This is a genomic window from Nostoc sp., from assembly GCF_036917615.1.
In the GTDB taxonomy this organism is placed as follows: domain Bacteria; phylum Cyanobacteriota; class Cyanobacteriia; order Cyanobacteriales; family Nostocaceae; genus Nostoc.
Map to the genome: position 1 here is coordinate 139,233 of NZ_JBALCZ010000057.1, position 17,863 is coordinate 157,095.

A 17,863-nucleotide genomic window follows, 5' to 3' on the forward strand; every position below is an offset into this window, starting at 1 on the left:
GTAAAAGGACAAAGGACAAATGACTAATGACAAACTTAACTAACTTTGAAAGTCTCGACAGTCTCTTGCAACTGCTGGGAAATCTCTACAGTTTGTTGCAAAGATTCGGAAACTTGGCGAGAAGAATCGCTGGTGCGTTGTGATACAGCGGCGATATCTTTCATCAATTGGCTAACACTTTGTGATGTTTCCACCTGAGATGCAGTTGCAGTGGAAATTGACTGCACTAAGGAGTCAATTTGACGCGATACATCCAAAATTTGACTCAGACTTTGTTTAGCCTCCTCCACAATGCGCGTACCTTCCACCACTTGGGTAGTTCCTATTTCCATCGCTTGCACCACTTCACTGGTTTCTCGTTGGATATTTTCCACAATTTGTTCAATTTCTTGGGTTGCTGCGGCACTGCGTACTGCTAGTTCGCCGACTTCTTCAGCAACTACGGCAAAACCTTGACCTTCTTCACCTGCACGCGCTGCTTCAATACCAGCGTTGATGGCTAGTAAGTTGGTTTGGATGGCGATTTGATTAATCAAGGACACCACGCGGGAAATTTGTTGAGAAGACTCTCCTAAACGTTTCACTTTCTTAGCGGTTTCACCAACGGTTTCCCGCAAAGACAGGATATTTTGTACTGTCAAATCCATCGCGTGTCCACTCTGAGTGGCGGTGTGAGCAGCGTGGTTGGCAATGAAAGCAGCTTTTTCGGCGCTTTCGGCTACTGATTGCATGGATTGGGTCATTTTGTCAACTGCATCGAGGGTGCGGTTGATTTCAGCAGCTTGTGTGAGTGCTTCTTCTGCTAAGTCGCGGATGGCTCCTTCGTTAGAGCCAATGGCAGTATTCACCTGGGTAGCAGCTTGTTTAACTTGAGTAACAATATCCCGGAGGCTTTCGACAATGGAGTTGAAAAAATCGGCAACAGTGCCTATTTCCCCAGCAGTCACATCTGCACGCACTGTCAAGTCGCCTCTGGCTGCACCTTCTACGTCGTTGAGTAGTTCTAAAAGTTGCTGTTGCAGTGTTTCTTTTTGATGCCGTTCGTCGTCAGAACCGATTACTGCAACATTCCTAGATTGTTCTATCTCTTCTAACAGCTTGGCATGTTCTAAGGCATAGCCGATTTGAGTTGCTATCTGTTGAAACAAGTCAATTTCCGGCTGTTGCCAAACACGAGGAGTTTCGCAATGATCAGCAATTAATAAGCCTAAAAGCTGGTCTTGGGCAAGAATTGGTACAATCAAATTACCTTTGACGGCAAATTTTTCCAAAAGTTGAATGTAACCTTCAGCATTTTTCAGGCTTTGGTCTTGATGAATATTGGCAACTGCTTGCACCTCTCCATCGTGATAAGTTTCTAGATAACGTTCCCGAAAATAGGGGTCGTCAATTTGCACTCCCAGCATTTTCGGCCAATTACCAGTTACCGATTCAGCAACGACGACACCATCCAAAGTATCTGGATTCAGACTATAAATGATTACCCGGTCTGTTTTTAGGGCTCGGTGAACTTCCTTGACTGCTGCGTGATAAATATCTTCAGTTTTGAGAATTCTCCGAATCCGTAGGGTAATATCTGCTAGTAATTTTGCCCCTTCAACGTCCAGTTCCTGTTCCTTAACCAAGACCTGCAATTGTTCAGCCATCTGGTTGATATTTGCACTCAATAACCCTAATTCGTCTTCTGTTTCGATTTCCAGACGGGTATTGAATTTACCTTGACCAAGCTTTGCTAATGCCGCAGTCGCATTCAGAATTGGCTGTGTAGTAAGTTTAGCTAACCGAGATGCGATCGCACCCACAATAAATACTGTCAGGGCTGTGCCGATGGCTATAGTCCACAACAATTGTCTTTGCGGCTCAAATACAGTTGCTGTGTCTGTGGATAAAAGTACCTGCCAGTTTAAATTTGGCAACCCATCTAACTTACTAGCTGGTGCGTAGCTGACTAGTTCTTGTTTTTTGTGAGTTTTGGGAACTTCTATAAAACTATCTACCTTTTTGGCTGCTAGCAGTTTAGCTAAACTAGAATACTCTCCCTTTGCCTGTTTCCCCAATAATTCCTTTTGTGGACTTAAGAAAACTGTTCCGGAAGCATCGAGCAAATGGTATTGTTGTCCATTAGCTACGTAGTTTTTGATTACTTCCTCTAAAGATTTTACGGGCATACGTGCTTGTACCACGCCAATAGTTTGGCCCGTCCCTGTCTCTTTTACAGGTGCAGCTATATAGATACTCACTACACCAGTATTTTTTGCTGCTTCCGGTTTGCTGATCACAGGAGTATCTTTTTGCAAAGCGTCTTGAAAATAGTTATGGTCTTTTTGATTATCCAGGGGTTCGCCTGTAGATTGCACAATCAAGTTACCTTGGCGATCAAAAACACCAACACTGTCATAAACTTTGTAAGCTTCAACAACCCGATTTAGGACTGCTTGTTTTTCTTGAGTAGTGGTATTGACACTAGCTTGGGGATTTGTCAAAAATGGCAAACTTGATATTACCTGAATATCACCGTAGCCTCCCAGCATGAAACGGTTAACTTTATCACTTAAGCCAGTGGCTTCGGCTTGTTGAGATTGAGTAATTTGCTTCGTAATCGACTTGTTGGCAAAACTAAAAGCGATCGCGCCGATGCCCAATACTGGTATTGTACCGATTGCGATCGCTAAAATAGTCGCTTTCTTAACCAATCCTAGCCTTGTAAAATAGGCAATAGCCTGATTCAAAGAAGAATTATTAGCAGTTTCAGTAGTCGGCTTACTTGGTAGCTTTACTACAGTTCCAATGGCTTTTTGGGATGAAATCACTGATGCTCGATTTTGAGCGCCACTAGCTCGATTCGTGTTGGTTTTATTAAACATAAAAGTAGTTCTCCTAAATATGTGAATAAGAACACTAAAAATCTTTTTTAGTAGTACACCCTAATCACTGCGGAGAATAGAAGACTGCACAATTGCCTGTGCATCTAATACCAGTAATATTTCTTTGTCTTGCACAACGCACCCAGATAAATAAGGAACTAAACTGGATGCTACTTGTCCTATAGGAGAATGAATAGCATCAGCTACAAACTTGGTTGTACCTTTTATTTCTTGCACAACTAAGCCCAACACCAATGATTCCACTCGGATAACGATCACATTGTACTGCCGCAGTCGATAATCTAGAGATTCTAAATTGAGCATTTTTGGCAAATCAACTACCCAAATTATCCGACTCCGCCAATTCATTAATCCTAATATGCAGGGGGGCATATTAGGCATTGAGGTGATAGATTCAACAGGCACAATAATTGCTTCTTGCGTATGCCTCATTGATAAAACAGCAGGAGTTTGTTGATTTAGCTGAAACTTCAGATAACCATCTGCTAAGTTATTTGGGGTTGGTTTTGAAGAAAGAGTAATGTTTGTACTAGTCATTGATTCAAATTACCACTGATTTAATAGTACGTAGGAGATGTTCGCGGGTGTAAGGTTTAGTTATATAAGCATCTGCACCTTGTCGCAGCGCCCACAATCGGTCAATTTCTTGATTTTTGGAACTACAAATCACAATCGGCACTTTTGCAGTAATCGGATTTCTTCTCAGAAAACGACACAATTCAAATCCACTCATTTCTGGCATTACCACATCAGTAACGATCGCATCTGGTTTTTCTAACACAGCTTTTTCTAAAGCTTCTTTTGCACCAGAAGTTTTAATTACGTTGTAACCACTCTCTTTCAGATAATGGCTCATTAATTCCAATTCACTGGGAGAATCTTCTACAATCAAAATTGTGCCAAGCAAAGTCAGGCTCACTATTAAATCTCCTAAAAAGTAACTTAAGGCGATTAAATTTGGTTATAGTTATTGGTTGTTACTAAATTAACCAAGATGCTTAAAAACCATTTTCAGCAATTCTGATTGTGTAAAAGGCTTGGTCAAATATCCTGATGATCTGACCATTTTAGCCTTTGCCCTGTCAATAAATCCTGTTCTACCAGTCACCATAATGATCGGTGTATTTTTAAAAGCTGAATGTTTCCGTAATAAAGAACATAGTTCGTAGCCATCTAAACTTGGCATTTCAACATCTAGCAAAATCAGATCGGGCTTAGTCCGGAGAATTTGCATTAAAGCTTTTACCGGATCGTTGATCATCACAACTGAAAATGTGTTTTCATCCAAAAAGTGCTTGATGGAATTCAAAACTGTTTGGCTATCATCGATGCAGGCAATTGTATATAGTTTTTTCCTAACAGGTGGCTGAGTAGTTTTATTATTCTCAGGAATATCAAAATTGATGAGTCTCGGCAATTTTTGCCCAAGTTTTATTTGCAGTTGTGGCTGAACTTGAGACGGTTGTGTTGTAGATAAAACTTGGGAACCCCCACCAGCCGGAATTGATGACTGGATATTTTGCCGATTTCGTAACTGCTTTTGACACTGTTCAACAAGTAACCGTAAATCTAGGCGGCAGAACTTTGGTAGTTCATCCAAAGATTTTTCTAGACTGAATTCATAGCTACCTTCTTTTAAACACAGAAATGATTCCAGCACTTCTTTTGCCAATTCCTCTATCAGGCTTGCTGCTTGGACAGAGGTAATATAGTCCTGATTTACTAACCAACAAATAGCTTGGTAATCCGCATTTGGTATTGATTGATGTTCATTCTTCGTCTCAAACATCAGCCGCATCTGCACGCGAGTGGCGCTGTTGAGAGCAGGAATTTGCTCACTCAAGCGTCGCAAGTGACTGTCAAGGCGCTCAAATAGTTTATCTGAATAGGAGGCATAAGTAAGTTTACCGTCCTCTAGATAGATTGACCAAGAAACTATCCCGGTAAATACGCTTAAGCAACCTGTAGCACGCCGACTGGTTAATTGTGCCAACAGAGATAGCGGATGTAGTTTCTGGAACAACCTGTAGCTACCTATAGGAGTTGTGCTCATTTTGCTTTTACTTCAGCTAAGTTCGATATGTGTAAGCTAAATTCGTGCAGAGTTATTCCACAATTGAAATCAAGTAAAAGGCATCCAACTTTTGTATTTTAAATTACATCAGTTTACATATAGGTTTGTGGTGAAACTCAACGACAGTAGCGTTATTTTCAGATGAGCAAATCTTAGTAAATTCGTAAATTGTGATTAATTTACTTACTGTTACTGAGATTTATAAACATCTTTCGAGAATAAGACATAAAAATGCCAAGAGTAGATGAAGCCACTTTCCATTGAGTAACCCCAATCTGACCACAGGAATAATACTGATTTTATTGACGGTAATATATTTGAACTTCTGTATTTACACTTAAGTAAAATCTAGTCTTTAACTAGCTAAGGACTAGATGAAGCTACTTTCCATCAAGTAACTTCAATTTGACCACAGGAATAATACTGACTTTACTGACAAAAATAAAACATAATTTAACCTGAGTTCGGGTTAAGCCAGAAGCTAAAAAGCTTATTCTGTAATGACTGAGCAAAACTCTAAGTGATAAAAGAAGCGATTAAAGTGGAATCATTTTGTTAATAAGGTTCACAAATGAGCCTAATCTCAACAATATACCTTATTGATAATAGATTCAAACAGAGCTTTAGACCAAACAATGAGAAATCAAGACTTTTGAGGATTTATTATCCCGAACTCAGGTTAATTTAGAATGGCTAATAAATATACCAAAAAAAGGTATGAAATTAATCGGCGTCTCCAGGTGAATTTTTCTGGTTGTCCAAAAAGTTTGCGCGATAAAAGGTCAGGAAATTCCGATTCATACAAAAAACCCGAATTAGGATTGCCACAGTAGCCCCCAATCCTAATTTGATCAACTCTGTTTTTTGAAAAAAATTAGATCGTTCCGCTTCGCTACACTCAAAAAGGGTAAAGGAAAGAAGGGCAGAGGGTAAAAGAGCTAAAGTGTCAAGGGCTAAAGAGTCCTCCCAACCGCGCAGACAACACGAAAACCAATAATGAGGACGATGATGCTGCCGCGCTCCGCCCTATTGAGGTAGTTGCGGGACGCAGAACGGCAGTCTTTAGGATAGTCGATCCAGGAACCGCCCCGCAACATTAGATATTGATTATCATTCTCTATCCATGCACTTCCATCTCTAGGCGCTCCTTTATAACTGTCATGCCAAGTATCTTGACACCACTCCCAAACATTCCCGTGCATGTCGTATAATCCAAAGGCGTTGGGTGGAAAACTTCCTACTTCTATTGTTTCTCCACGTTTTTTTCCTTTTGGTTCAGAAACGTAAGTATAATTTCCATCGTAGTTAGCTAACTCAGTTATAATCGTCTCGCCGAAGTAAAATGGTGTTGTCGTTCCTGCGCGACAGCTATACTCCCATTCAGCTTCCGAAGGTAGACGATATTTGCGCCCAGTCTTTTGACTCAGCTTTTTGCAAAATTCTACTGCTTCATTCCAGGACACGCTCTCTACAGGGTGTTTTGCTCCCTTGAAGTAGGAAGGATTGCTGCCCATTATTTGCTGGTATTGTTCTTGAGTCACTTCAAGCTTGCCCAGATAAAAAGCAGGCACATTTACAATGTGCTGTGGTTCTTCACTTACGGCTCGACCATTTTCACCGGGTGGCGAACCCATATTAAAGGAGCCTCCAAGAATCTCAACCATCTCCAGAGTTATACCATTGCCTAAGTCCTCCTTAAAGAACTTAGCTTGCTTGTTAGGATCTCTTTTAATTACCTGTCCCTTTTTATCTACCGTTACCGTTTCAAACTTAACTGTCCACAAGGGTAATCCAAATGTTTTAGATCCTCCTTCAGTAGGGGTAATATACTTAGGTTCAGCTACAGAGATAGTTGTCGATTTATTAGCAGGTTGATTAGTAGATTTAGGTGTCGATGATTGACTCTTAAAAATTTCACGACCTACAACTGCTGTCAGCAAACCTGCTCCTCCAAAGCCAACCCATTGTAAAAACTTTTGTCTGGTTATTCTCGCTGGGGTTGTACCATTTGTTGTTACCGCTTCTTGTTGCTGTCGGCGTCTTTCTACCTCTTGCTGCTTCTGCCGTTCTGCCTCTTGCTGCCGCTGTAATCTCTCTGCTTCTTCTTGCTGACGTTTCCGATTTTCTGTATCCTTTTTAGCAAGAATTGGCTGTTCAATTTGCTCCCTTTCATCGTTACTAATTTGCAAAGATTGCTGCAATTGGTTCAACTCACTACGAGTTACTTGACTGAGGGGATATTGTCGCTTAATTTCTTTTAAGAATGCTTGCTCATAGCGAACTAAATTCTGCTGGTGTTCTTTTTGCTTTTGAACAAATGATTTTTGCACTGGTTCAGAACTTACCGATCTACCTCCGCTTGACGAATCACTGCTATCAGAAGTTGGGCTTATCTGTTGCAAGTTTCCTCGCTGACGCACAGCAATCCTTTCAATAGCTTCAATTCCCTCCCAATCACCACGGGATACAGCTAACACTCTCACCCATAATTGTTTTGCTAATGATAAATCACCTCTGTTTTCAGCTTGAGAAGCTTGATATTTTAATGGCTCTACGTCTCTAAGTGTGGCAGTTTGCTCTAATAAAATAAAATACATTTTGTAGGGCGGTTCTGCCTGGAGATAAGGATTTTGTGCAGGCTTTCCATAGCGAGTATTCAGATGGGGAACTTGATAACCTAAATATTGTGCTAAACGCTCTACTGTGGCACAATTAGCCTCTCCCTGTAGTCGCAATCCTTCTAATAGGGAATGGGTAAATGACCCATGTTGTAATTCCTCAATCTCCCAAGACTTTTGGTTAGGTGTGCAGGAAAAAAAGGTAATAACTCCTTGATGCCTTTGCTCACCAATTCCCAATCCCCCCCGACTACTTTCATCTCGGCAAGCATCCAAAAACAACACCACATTATCAGCACCACTGCGGCGTAGTCTTTGAGTTATAAAATCAACAGAAATAGCAGTATGTTCTACATCCCCTGGGTCACTGTCTGAGAACATTAAATAATCTTGATCTTTATATCGATTGCCATGACCTGCAAAGAAAAACCATAAATTATCTTCTGGCTTTAATAAAGGTGGTTGAATATTCTCAAACTGTGCCCGTAAGAATCTCCGCACATGACCGAAAGTCGGCTGAGTGGGAATTGGTGAATTTGCTGCAATTGGGGGAGAATCGTCAGTGAAGAGGAAAACTCGATCAAATCTGGCTTCTTGTTGAAACCAAGTTGCCATCACAGAAGCATCTCGCTTGGCAAAGTTTAGCGATCGCAGGTTCTCATAGTGATTAATCCCAACAACAATCGCCCAATTCCTTCCCATATTCAAGTACCAATTATTTCCGTTTGAATTTAAAAGTCATCGCTCCTTTTCCCCCGGCTTTACCACCACCAATCCCGAACAAACTGATTTGTCCTTCGCCATTGACTTCTACTGAGAGTTCCACCTCATTAAGCTGCATCTTAGAATCGGGTTGGTCAGCTTCATCAAGCATTTCCCGCATTGCTTCCAGAAACCCCTTCATTTCTTGCTTTAGTTTAGTTACCTCTACTTTGTGTCTAGTAATTACTATTTCGTCTTTTTTTCGACTCACAACTATTTCTTCAGTGGTTTCAACTCCGAGTCGTCCTCCTCTATCTCCACTGCTTCTTGCTCCAATATTTCTGAATGTTTCATTGGTGGTACTTGATGTTTCAGCCATTTCTTCGGTAATAATCCAGATGGTTTTTGGGGTGGAATTTTCTGCTGACATAAATTTAATTATTGAAATTATTCTTGATTTAACTAGCTTTTACCAAAGCTTCTAGCACCGCCGTTCTCGCTTCGAGTTCGGCAACTCTTTGATTTAATGGTAAATTTTCAACACATCCTAAATAGTGCGCCAAAGCGCCAACTACTACCTCAGTTTTAGATGTGCCAGTCTGTTGAGCGTAGTTGTTAAGCTTTTCTAGAAGATACGGGGGAATTCTGACGACAATTTGAGGTTTGGTCATGGCAGGCAATTATTTTTTAGTTCTAGACTATCGAACTGCATGACAGTGCATTACTATTATTCAGTAGTAACACGTAAACTTGCAATAGAGAAGAAGAGATTAGTCAACACCAACGCAGAAATGGCTAAAAATTGGGCGATCGCGATCGGCATTAATCAGTACAACAATCTTCAGCACTTAAACTACGCCAAACTTGATGCCCTTGCTATGCGCGATTGGTTTGAAAAGGAAGTGCGGTTTGACAGAGTGTTTCTGTTTACAGAGGATTCTCCCCCAATTCCCGCCTCTCCAACACATATTCCCACTCAGCCTACTTACGGTAATTTGCGGCGGTTTTTAAGGGTAAACTTTGAAAACCCACTATTGGCACCAGAGGATAATCTCTGGTTTTTCTTTGCAGGCCACGGTTGTCGTGAAGCTGATCGAGACTATCTTATGCTGATGGATAGCGACCCAGGCGATGTAGAACATACGGCAATCCCTGTTGATTATGTTACCCAAAGATTGCGCCGTAGTGGAGCAGATAATGTAGTGTTGTTTTTAGATGCCTGCCGCGATGAGGGAAGCAGGCGAGGAAAGGGTATTGGTGAAGAACATCAGGGAGTAGTCACCTTTTACTCTTGCAGTCCCAGTCAAAAGTCTTATGAAATTGAGCAGTTGCAACACGGCTCATTTACCCAAGCGTTGTTAGAAGGGTTGAGGATAGCAGGTGAAGGAAACTGTGCCACAGTAGAAAGGCTGGAGCGATATTTACAATGGAGAGTTCCCAAAATAAATCAAGCGCACCGGAAAACTCCACAACATCCCTATGCGATCGCCGAACCAGCCACCAAATTACACTTAATTTTGTTGCCTGATTATGCCACTCTCCATGATATTACCACGATAAAAAATGACGCTTTTGAAGCGGAAGTCAAAGGAGAGTGGGAATTAGCCAGACAGTTATGGATTCGCGTGAATGTGGCTGCTAGGGGTTCCGATATGCAAGCAATTGAGGCATTTTCTAGAATTGCCCAGCGACTTGGAGAGTCTTCTGTACCTCCAAAAATTACTGAAGTTATTACTTTACCAAGGGAAGATAGATCAGTAGTTTCTGAACCAGCACCTACAGCATATCAAGCTGAACTACAGTTTTTTCAGTTTGAGGTGGTGAAGGTAAATGCAAATGGTCAAGAGGTGAAACGAGACAGAAGTAAAGCCCAATATTTCACCGAAGACTTAGGAAATGGTGTCAGCTTGGAAATGGTGTATATTCCCGATGGCACATTCATGATGGGTTCACCATTCGGGGAAGGAAGTGATTGGGAAAAACCTCAGCATGAAGTGACGGTTCAATCATTCTTGATGGGTAAATACTCAGTTACCCAAGCGCAATGGAAAAGAGTAGCAGCACTACCCAAAGTTAATCGTGATCTGAAAGCAGACCCATCTTATTTCAAGGGAGATAAACGACCAGTAGAGCAAGTATCTGAGAACGATGCAGTTGAGTTTTGCGATCGCCTCTCCGAATATACAAACAAGCAATATCGTCTACCTAGTGAAGCTGAATGGGAATATGCCTGTCGTGCAGGAACAACGACACCCTTTAATTTTGGCGAGACGATTACAAGTGAGTTAGCCAACTACGATGGAAATTTTACTTACGCTTCTATAGAAGTAGGCAGTTTTCCAGCCAACGCCTTTGGATTATACGATATGCACGGGAATGTCTGGGAGTGGTGTCAAGATAGTTGGCATGAGAGCTATAAAGGAGCGCCTAAAGATGGAAGTGCATGGATAGATAATGATAATCAATATCACACGCGGCGGGGCGGTGCATGGATAGATAATGATAATCAATATCACACGCGGCGGGGCGGTTCCTGGGGTAACAATCCTGAAGTCTGCCGTTCCGCGTCTCGCTACATCACCTACTCGCGCGACATCCGCGGCAACAGTATTGGTTTTCGTGTAGTTTGCGCCGTTGTGAGGACTCTTTAGCCCTTTACAGTTTAGCTCTTTAGCCCTTTGCTCTTATTTTCTTTACCCTTTTTGAGTGTAGCGAAGCGGAACGATCTAATTTTTTTTGAAAATCAAAGGCTGAATTTATAGAGAAAATAATCCGGACTTACGCACGGACTACGATTTTACGTCATTACGAGCGTTGGCGCAGCCTCTCGTAGAGAAGCGAAATAATCGCAAAGGCTTGGTTTTTCGTCACGATTGCATAAATCCTATTAATCTTAAATTTATCTCAAATATTTAGGGTGTGTTAGGTGGTGTAACGCAGCAGATTCTGTAAAGCAAACCAGCGTTTATCAAATAACTGAGTGATCGCAAAATTAAAAATGCGGATAAAAGGACTTGAACCTTCACTCCTTTCGGAACTAGAACCTAAATCTAGCGCGTCTGCCAATTCCGCCATATCCGCATCAGTTTATCATAATACCATAATAAATTATTTATGGAAAGGAAAAATGGGGGACAAGGGAGAAATTAATATCCTACGCCCCATACCCAATTACATGACTGCAACACGAGGCAGACGATGCTTGAACCCGCAGAGAATTTCCCAAGAAATAGTGTTTAATTGTTCTGCCCAATCGTCGGCTGAAATTTGTTCTTTTCCCTGTTGCCCTAGTAAGGTGACTACTTCTCCTTCTTGGATATTGGGTATGGCACTCACATCCAGCATCAACTGATCCATTGTAATTGTCCCAATTTGCGACACCCGCTGACCGCGAATTAACGCCTGCATTTTGTTGGAAAGACTGCGAGGAACACCGTCAGCATAGCCAATTCCCACGACGGCGAGGCGCAGTTCACGCGGGGCAATAAATTGATGACCGTAGCTAACAGCTGTTCCTGCGGCAATTGTTTTAACTTGGGTAACTCGTGCTTTAAGTTCCAAAACTGGTTTGAGATTGATCGCATTTTGTAAATGCGGCGCTGGGTAGAGTCCGTAAACAGCTAAACCTATTCGGACAATGTCGTAGTGCAATGCCGGATTTGTGAGTGCAGCCGCTGAGTTTGCCAAGTGCAAGCAGGGCGCTTGGATTCCCATTGCTTTGATTTGGGCGATCGCTTCCTCAAATCGTTTATGCTGTTCTTCCATTGCCGTGGTGTCAGGATCATCTGCTGTTGCCAAATGGGAATAAATACTGGCAATGGAAAGATGTGGTAAGCGCTGCACTAATTGCACAAATTCACCAGCTTGCTGCCAATTAGTTCCCAACCTAGACATTCCCGTGTCTAATTTGATGTGTACTGGGATAGGGGAACCATAATTCATCGATTTTAGGATATCGGAAAATACCAAAGCTTGTTTAGGGCTACAGAGTGTCGGCTGAAGTTTCCAGTGGGCGATCGCATGAATCTGCTCTGGTGTATGAGTTGCCCCTAAAATCAAAATGGGGGCTTGAATCCCGCCTTCTCGCAATTGAATAGCTTCTGGAACTGTAGCGACTCCCAGCCAACTAGCTCCCGATTGGATTGCAGTTTGGGCGACTGTTACCGCTCCATGTCCATAAGCATCAGCTTTTACTACTGCCATCAACTGGGTATGCGGCGATAAAAACTGCACTAATTGCTGTACATTGTACGACAACGCCCCTAAATCAATTTCTACCCAGGCTCGTTGCGAAAACCACGCATAGGTGTCGCACTGCTGATTAGGAACTACACCAGGGATTTGTTTACGACTTAACATTTGTACTGACTCCTATCGCACTACGGCTAAACTTCCAAGCTATCTATCTATACACGCTCCTGAAAGCGAGATCAGATTAAATAGGAAGTTTACCCTTCATATTGGAATTGATACAAGATGTTGCGTTATTAAAGTAAAAGTTAAGAGTTATGAGTTGGGAGTTAGAAGTAAATATTAGCGCTCAACTTTTGGCTGCGTTCTTCTCTACCAGACGCTGCGCGATTGCGTTAGCCTCCGGTAAGCCTCTTGGCGTCAGGTAATAAATTTTACTTCCAAACTCCTAACTCCTCACTCAGAACTTAATTTTAGAGTTCTCCCGAAAGTATAATTTATTCTCATCTCCCTAGCAGGGTGTATTTGTGTTAACATTTATGTAAAGCTAATACCCTGAGCGCAGATAAATGGGGAAGGTTTTAGTCTTAAACGCCTCTTACGAACCTCTCAATATAACGAGCTGGCGTCGCGCTGCGGTTCTGTTAATCAAGGGCAAAGCAGAACGCGTGGAACACAACGGTAAATTCCTTTATGCGGATTTCCCGTTGCCGACCGTGATCCGGTTGCGTCATTATGTACGTGTTCCTTATAAAGAAATTCCTCTGACTCGCCGAAATATATTGCACCGTGACGGTCATGCCTGTCAATACTGTGGTTACACAGGGGATGAGTTGACCCTAGACCATGTAATACCGCGATCGCGCGGCGGCGGCGATACCTGGGAAAACATTGTCACCGCTTGTGTCCGTTGCAATGTCAAAAAAGGTAGTCGCACTCCCCACGAAGCTCATATGCCTTTGCGTCATCCCCCCCGCCAACCTTATAGCAGTCTCTATTTCGAGGTCAGCAAACATCTTAAAAGTGGACTGCACACAGAGTGGCAAAAGTATGTTATAGGTCTTTGAGCAAAGAAGCAGAGCGGCAGAGGAGAAATAAGAGATGCCCTCTTGCCTTTGGAAAGTGCCAATAACTTGAGTTATGGATTGTTAAATTGGCAATCCTATGGCTTGCAACGAACGCGATCGCGTCTGGTAGACAGGCGCAATTGGTCAACGTTCAAGCCTCTACACTTGTGTATGGGGTTTCCTTTTTGCTCCCCATCTTCCCGGAATTATCAGAAGTTTCAAAGGGGATATGAAACACGCGTTGTTCATCAAAAATAATTGTTAATTGCTCAATAGTCACAAGAATGAGAGTATGAGCATAAGAATATTTCAAATATCAAAGACTAGCCCCAAAGTATAAGATAGAAAGTATACCCTAAGTCAGATAAAAATTTCGATTATTCAATTTACGGAAGAGAAAAAAAGCTCCTAAAACAGATTTATGCTGCCAGATCCAGTCCGATATACTAAACTTCCTTGTTTCCAGCACCTATACAGCCTCTACTGAAATATTAGTTGATGTTGAGCGCTGTCACTGATAAAAAATATACTTAGATGTATAGTGCAATGTCTTGATATTTTTGCGAAGATCATAATAATGTGGCCAAATTCAGTGAATTGCTGATCGTAGTATTTCTGAATTAAAGGAGCCTCACACTTTAAAAAAGTTCCCTATGTACTTGAATTCTCCCGTTACTCAGTTTGAGAGTTTGTCATTGACTACAGAGCCAAACCCAGAGGAACCTGAAATCGAGAAAGCGCCAGTGGAAGTTACATTTAAGAGTCCGTCATTACCGCCATCGGTAGGTGAAGGAGCTATATATCTCAGTCACCGTGGTAATTCTCTGGCACAACAAAAGTCAGAAGAACTGCAAAAAACCCTTCTGGCACACCGACACGATCGCCAACTGGTAATTCTGCAAGATTTTCCTGACCCTGATGCCCTTTCCTGTGCCTGGGCTTACCAGTTAATTGCCCAGCAATATGATATCAAATGTGAAATCATTTATGCTGGCGCGTTGAGCCATCAAGAGAATATTGCCTTGGTGAGGCTGACTAATTTACCTATCCAACGCTGGACGCCGCAAACCTTGAAAACCAAAGATTTGTCATCTTATCAAGGTTTTGTATTAATTGATAACCAGGGAACCACTTCACAGCTACTCTCAGCGGTGCAGCAGGCTGGAATTCCCTTAGTAGTCCTCATCGACCATCACAGTATCCAAGGTGATCTCCAATCAGAGTTTGAGGATATCCGTCCCTATGTAAGAGCGACGGCAACAATTTTTACTCAATACCTGCAAACGGGATTACTAGCATTAGATACCAGCATAAATCAACACGTCAAATGCGCTACTGCCTTGATGCACGGCTTGCGATCGGATACAAATCGGCTAATGCAAGCGCAAGAAGAAGACTTTATGGCAGCTGCGTATTTAAGCCGATTTTATGACGCCCAACTGCTGAACGCCATTTTACAGGCGAACTGTTCCAAGCGGGTAATGGATGTGATCGAGCGATCGCTCAAAAACCGCATCGTTCAAAATAACTTTTCCATTGCTGGTGTTGGTTACCTACGCTACGATGACCGCGATGCCATCCCCCAAGCGGCTGATTTTCTCGTCACCGAAGAAAACGTCCACACTGCCGTAGTTTATGGCATTGTTCACGATGAAGACGAAGAACTAGAAATAGTCATCGGCTCCCTGAGAACCACCAAACTTACCCTTGATCCTGATGAATTCATTAAAGAAGCCTTTGGGCAAGATAGCGCCGGGCGGTTTTTTGGTGGTGGAAGGACAAGCGCAGGCGGCTTTGAAATTCCAATGGGCTTCTTATCTGGTAGCAACGAAAATTCCGCCTATGCGAAAATGAAATGGGAAGTATTCGATACTCAAATTAAGCAAAAACTGCTGAGGTTGGTTAACCCTAGAGACAATCCGATTCAGTCAGAATAGAGGGAGATGAAGGAGATGGGGAGAACTCCTAACTTATGCAGCAGTCAAAGTGTTTGGTCAGATAGCATCCCTAAGTCATTCGTGATAAACATATATTCCCGACTTTTGTAAAAGGTCGGGAATTTTGGTCTTTTCATAGAGGCTGAACTGATTAAGGATGTATTTCCTGCCTAATGTTAAGTAGGTAGGTACAAATAAAATTAACTCGCATGTACCTATTGTATAAGTGTAGATATGCCCAACATATCAGGAGTCATCTGTTAAAATTGCTATAAGTTTGTTAACTAATTATCAAGATATGCACTTGGAATGCGAATAATATCTTTTGAATTTCTCATTCCCAGACGGCCTGTATCGTTACAGACAAAGAAAAAAGAAAATCTTCAGGCATGGAAGAATTATGTGCGGCTTGAAGCCCAAAAGGTTTGGAAAGATAATAGTCCCATTAAAGAAGGTGATCTACAACTGACGCTAGTTTATCTTTGTGATGAGTTTCCGGCTGACATCGACAACATTATCAAGCCAATTCAGGATGCACTTGTAGACTTAGTTTTTGAAGATGATAGTTTAGTATCAGATGTAGATAGTCATCGTCGGTTTCTGTCTGATCCGATTGAGATTAAAAGTCTACCTTCCTTATTACAGCGTGCTGTCATCACAGGTAAAGAGTGTGTTTATGTAAAAGTTAGTGAACCTCAACCACTGGAAAAATACTTATGATTAACAATACTAAAGCTCTACATGATGAGAAGATAAAATCTCTGACAGATAAGTATGTTAATGAAGGATTTCAAGTTTTGATTAAACCAAAAACGGATGAATTACCCTTCAATTTGGATAACTACCAACCAGATATGATTGCTACTAAGAATAACTCAGGTTTAGTAATCGAAATAAGAACCAGCTTGAGCCGAATTTCTGTGGAGCGTTTACAGACTTTAGCAGAAGAAGTTAATATGCATCCAGGTTGGCATTTTTTATTGGTAACTCTTGAAGATATAGAAGCTAAGTCATTACCTGGAACATCGGAACAACTTCCTTCATGGCAAGAGCTAACTGATCGGTTTGACCAAGCACATAAGCTTATTGAAAATAATGAAATTGAACCTGCTTTTCTTTATATTTGGAGGATTTTTGAGGGGGCTTTAAGAAAGCGAGCAATTGATGTGTCAATTCCTATTGAACGTTTCCCAGTCATAGGATTACTAAGACATCTGTACTCTTTGGGAGAGTTATCAATCTCTCAATTTGACCTTGCTCAAGCTTGTTTTGAAGTTCGTAATCGTCTTGCTCACGGATATATTGAAAACCTAACTTTGCCAGTTGTACATAATTTTGACATTTTGGTTCGTGAATTGTTAGCGGAATGGAAAGTCGAATTCGCTATTAGTCAACTATCATCAGAGGGTCTAACTGCTTTTCATACCTGGTTTACAGAATTCTATACAGCATCCCCGGATAAAAAAGAAGAATTAAGGAGAAATTTAACACTTCAGAACAGCCTTCTTTTCGCATTAGAATTATGTGGAGATTTAATAAATGAGAAACAAAAGAAGGAATTAAACTTAAACGACAAGCAGGTTATAAATGTCGAATCCGATATTAGTGTATTTTCACCAAAGGGTCTGGCTACTTTTCATGCCTGGTTTACGGAATTCTATCCAGCAGCCTGGGATAAACAGATTGAAAAAGATGTGACTCAACAAGAAACCCTATTGTCTATTACTGGCAGTCCAACCTTAGAACCTTTAACTGACCTTGACCCCTGGACTCAGAGTTTAATAGGTGTAATCCAGCTAGGAGAAGAAAATCCGACAGAAAATTATGTGGATTATTTAGAGGAGAAATACGGTTGAAACGAGTGTTGTTCGACAGCGATGTGTTGCTCGATATTTTGGCACAGCGTCAACCATTTATTGTAGCTTCTGCACGAGCATTAAATACAGTAATGCAGAATCAAGTACAAGGTTATGTTTCAGGTCATGCAGTAACCAATATTTTCTATATTCTGCGTCGTAAAGTTGGTAATGAAGTAGCGCGTGAACTATTAGCAAAGTTATTGCAGCACCTTCAAGTTGCCAGCGTGACAGATGAAGTTATTCGGCAAGCTTTAAATAGCCCAATTAAGGATTTTGAGGATGCGGTAACGAGTGCTGCGGCGCTTACGACAGGTTTAGAAATAATTGTGACGCGAAACACACCCGATTTTGTGGTTTCTTTAGTTCCGGCAATGCTGCCAGATGAGTTTTTGACAACGCTAATTTGAGTGAGTTTATTTTTTGAGAAGTATAGACTAAGTAAATCGGCGGGAAAATTTTTAACTATGTAACGAAAATTTAACCAATTCGATTATAGTTAAATTTAATACGTTGTGTGCTGTAGTTTCCTT

Annotated in this window: 14 protein-coding genes and 1 tRNA gene; 6 read left to right on the plus strand and 9 right to left on the minus strand. The window is 41.6% G+C overall.

The window, feature by feature from the left end; all coding sequences use genetic code 11:
• Positions 1-35: 35 nt before the first annotated feature.
• The 7 genes from V7K85_RS19365 to V7K85_RS19395 all read right to left on the minus strand — a co-directional run bounded on the left by V7K85_RS19365 (position 36) and on the right by V7K85_RS19395 (position 8,950).
• Entirely contained in the window at positions 36-2,864 is a 2,829-nt protein-coding gene (locus V7K85_RS19365; protein ID WP_334815597.1) for a methyl-accepting chemotaxis protein, read from the minus strand.
• A 60-nt stretch (positions 2,865-2,924) separates the two neighbouring features.
• Positions 2,925-3,422, minus strand: a complete 498-nt coding sequence (locus V7K85_RS19370) for a chemotaxis protein CheW (protein ID WP_334815599.1) — start codon at positions 3,420-3,422, stop codon at positions 2,925-2,927.
• Positions 3,423-3,426: 4 nt separating this feature from the next.
• The gene (locus V7K85_RS19375) at positions 3,427-3,804 is read right to left on the minus strand and encodes a response regulator (RefSeq protein WP_334815601.1); all 378 of its coding nucleotides are present in this window, start codon (positions 3,802-3,804) and stop codon (positions 3,427-3,429) included.
• Between the two features lie 66 nt (positions 3,805-3,870).
• Positions 3,871-4,938: a response regulator gene (locus tag V7K85_RS19380; RefSeq protein WP_334815602.1), complete on the minus strand. Its 1,068-nt coding sequence runs from the start codon at positions 4,936-4,938 to the stop codon at positions 3,871-3,873.
• Between the two features lie 974 nt (positions 4,939-5,912).
• On the minus strand, positions 5,913-8,279 hold the full coding sequence (locus V7K85_RS19385; protein WP_334815604.1) for an SUMF1/EgtB/PvdO family nonheme iron enzyme: 2,367 nt from the start codon (positions 8,277-8,279) through the stop codon (positions 5,913-5,915).
• Between the two features lie 13 nt (positions 8,280-8,292).
• On the minus strand, positions 8,293-8,709 hold the full coding sequence (locus V7K85_RS19390; protein WP_334815606.1) for a Pepco domain-containing protein: 417 nt from the start codon (positions 8,707-8,709) through the stop codon (positions 8,293-8,295).
• Between the two features lie 28 nt (positions 8,710-8,737).
• Positions 8,738-8,950 carry a DNA-binding domain-containing protein gene (locus V7K85_RS19395; RefSeq protein ID WP_298910263.1) on the minus strand — a complete coding sequence of 71 codons (213 nt, stop codon included), beginning with the start codon at positions 8,948-8,950 and terminating at the stop codon, positions 8,738-8,740.
• 120 nt (positions 8,951-9,070) lie between these two features.
• On the opposite strand from V7K85_RS19395, the gene V7K85_RS19400 reads away from it, so the two are divergent.
• The gene (locus V7K85_RS19400; RefSeq protein ID WP_334815608.1) at positions 9,071-10,930 is read left to right on the plus strand and encodes an SUMF1/EgtB/PvdO family nonheme iron enzyme; all 1,860 of its coding nucleotides are present in this window, start codon (positions 9,071-9,073) and stop codon (positions 10,928-10,930) included.
• 348 nt (positions 10,931-11,278) lie between these two features.
• On the opposite strand, the gene V7K85_RS19405 is transcribed toward V7K85_RS19400, so the two are convergent.
• Positions 11,279-11,360: transfer RNA gene (locus V7K85_RS19405), tRNA-Leu, on the minus strand.
• A 90-nt stretch (positions 11,361-11,450) separates the two neighbouring features.
• Complete coding sequence (gene alr, locus V7K85_RS19410) at positions 11,451-12,638, minus strand: alanine racemase (RefSeq protein ID WP_334815610.1); 1,188 nt, start codon at positions 12,636-12,638, stop codon at positions 11,451-11,453.
• A 401-nt stretch (positions 12,639-13,039) separates the two neighbouring features.
• Here alr and V7K85_RS19415 point away from each other — a divergent pair, with 401 nt between their 5' ends.
• From V7K85_RS19415 to V7K85_RS19435, 5 genes are all read left to right on the plus strand, one after another.
• On the plus strand, positions 13,040-13,537 hold the full coding sequence (locus V7K85_RS19415; protein WP_292794940.1) for an HNH endonuclease: 498 nt from the start codon (positions 13,040-13,042) through the stop codon (positions 13,535-13,537).
• A gap of 653 nt (positions 13,538-14,190) precedes the next feature.
• Positions 14,191-15,474: a DHH family phosphoesterase gene (locus V7K85_RS19420; protein ID WP_334815612.1), complete on the plus strand. Its 1,284-nt coding sequence runs from the start codon at positions 14,191-14,193 to the stop codon at positions 15,472-15,474.
• 309 nt (positions 15,475-15,783) lie between these two features.
• Positions 15,784-16,194 carry a RusA family crossover junction endodeoxyribonuclease gene (locus tag V7K85_RS19425; RefSeq protein WP_334815614.1) on the plus strand — a complete coding sequence of 137 codons (411 nt, stop codon included), beginning with the start codon at positions 15,784-15,786 and terminating at the stop codon, positions 16,192-16,194.
• Complete coding sequence (locus V7K85_RS19430; protein WP_334815616.1) at positions 16,191-17,330, plus strand: hypothetical protein; 1,140 nt, start codon at positions 16,191-16,193, stop codon at positions 17,328-17,330. Before V7K85_RS19425 ends, V7K85_RS19430 begins: the two co-directional genes overlap by 4 nt.
• Positions 17,331-17,335: 5 nt before the next feature.
• Positions 17,336-17,740: a PIN domain-containing protein gene (locus V7K85_RS19435; protein ID WP_334815628.1), complete on the plus strand. Its 405-nt coding sequence runs from the start codon at positions 17,336-17,338 to the stop codon at positions 17,738-17,740.
• The last annotated feature ends 123 nt before the right edge of the window (positions 17,741-17,863 follow it).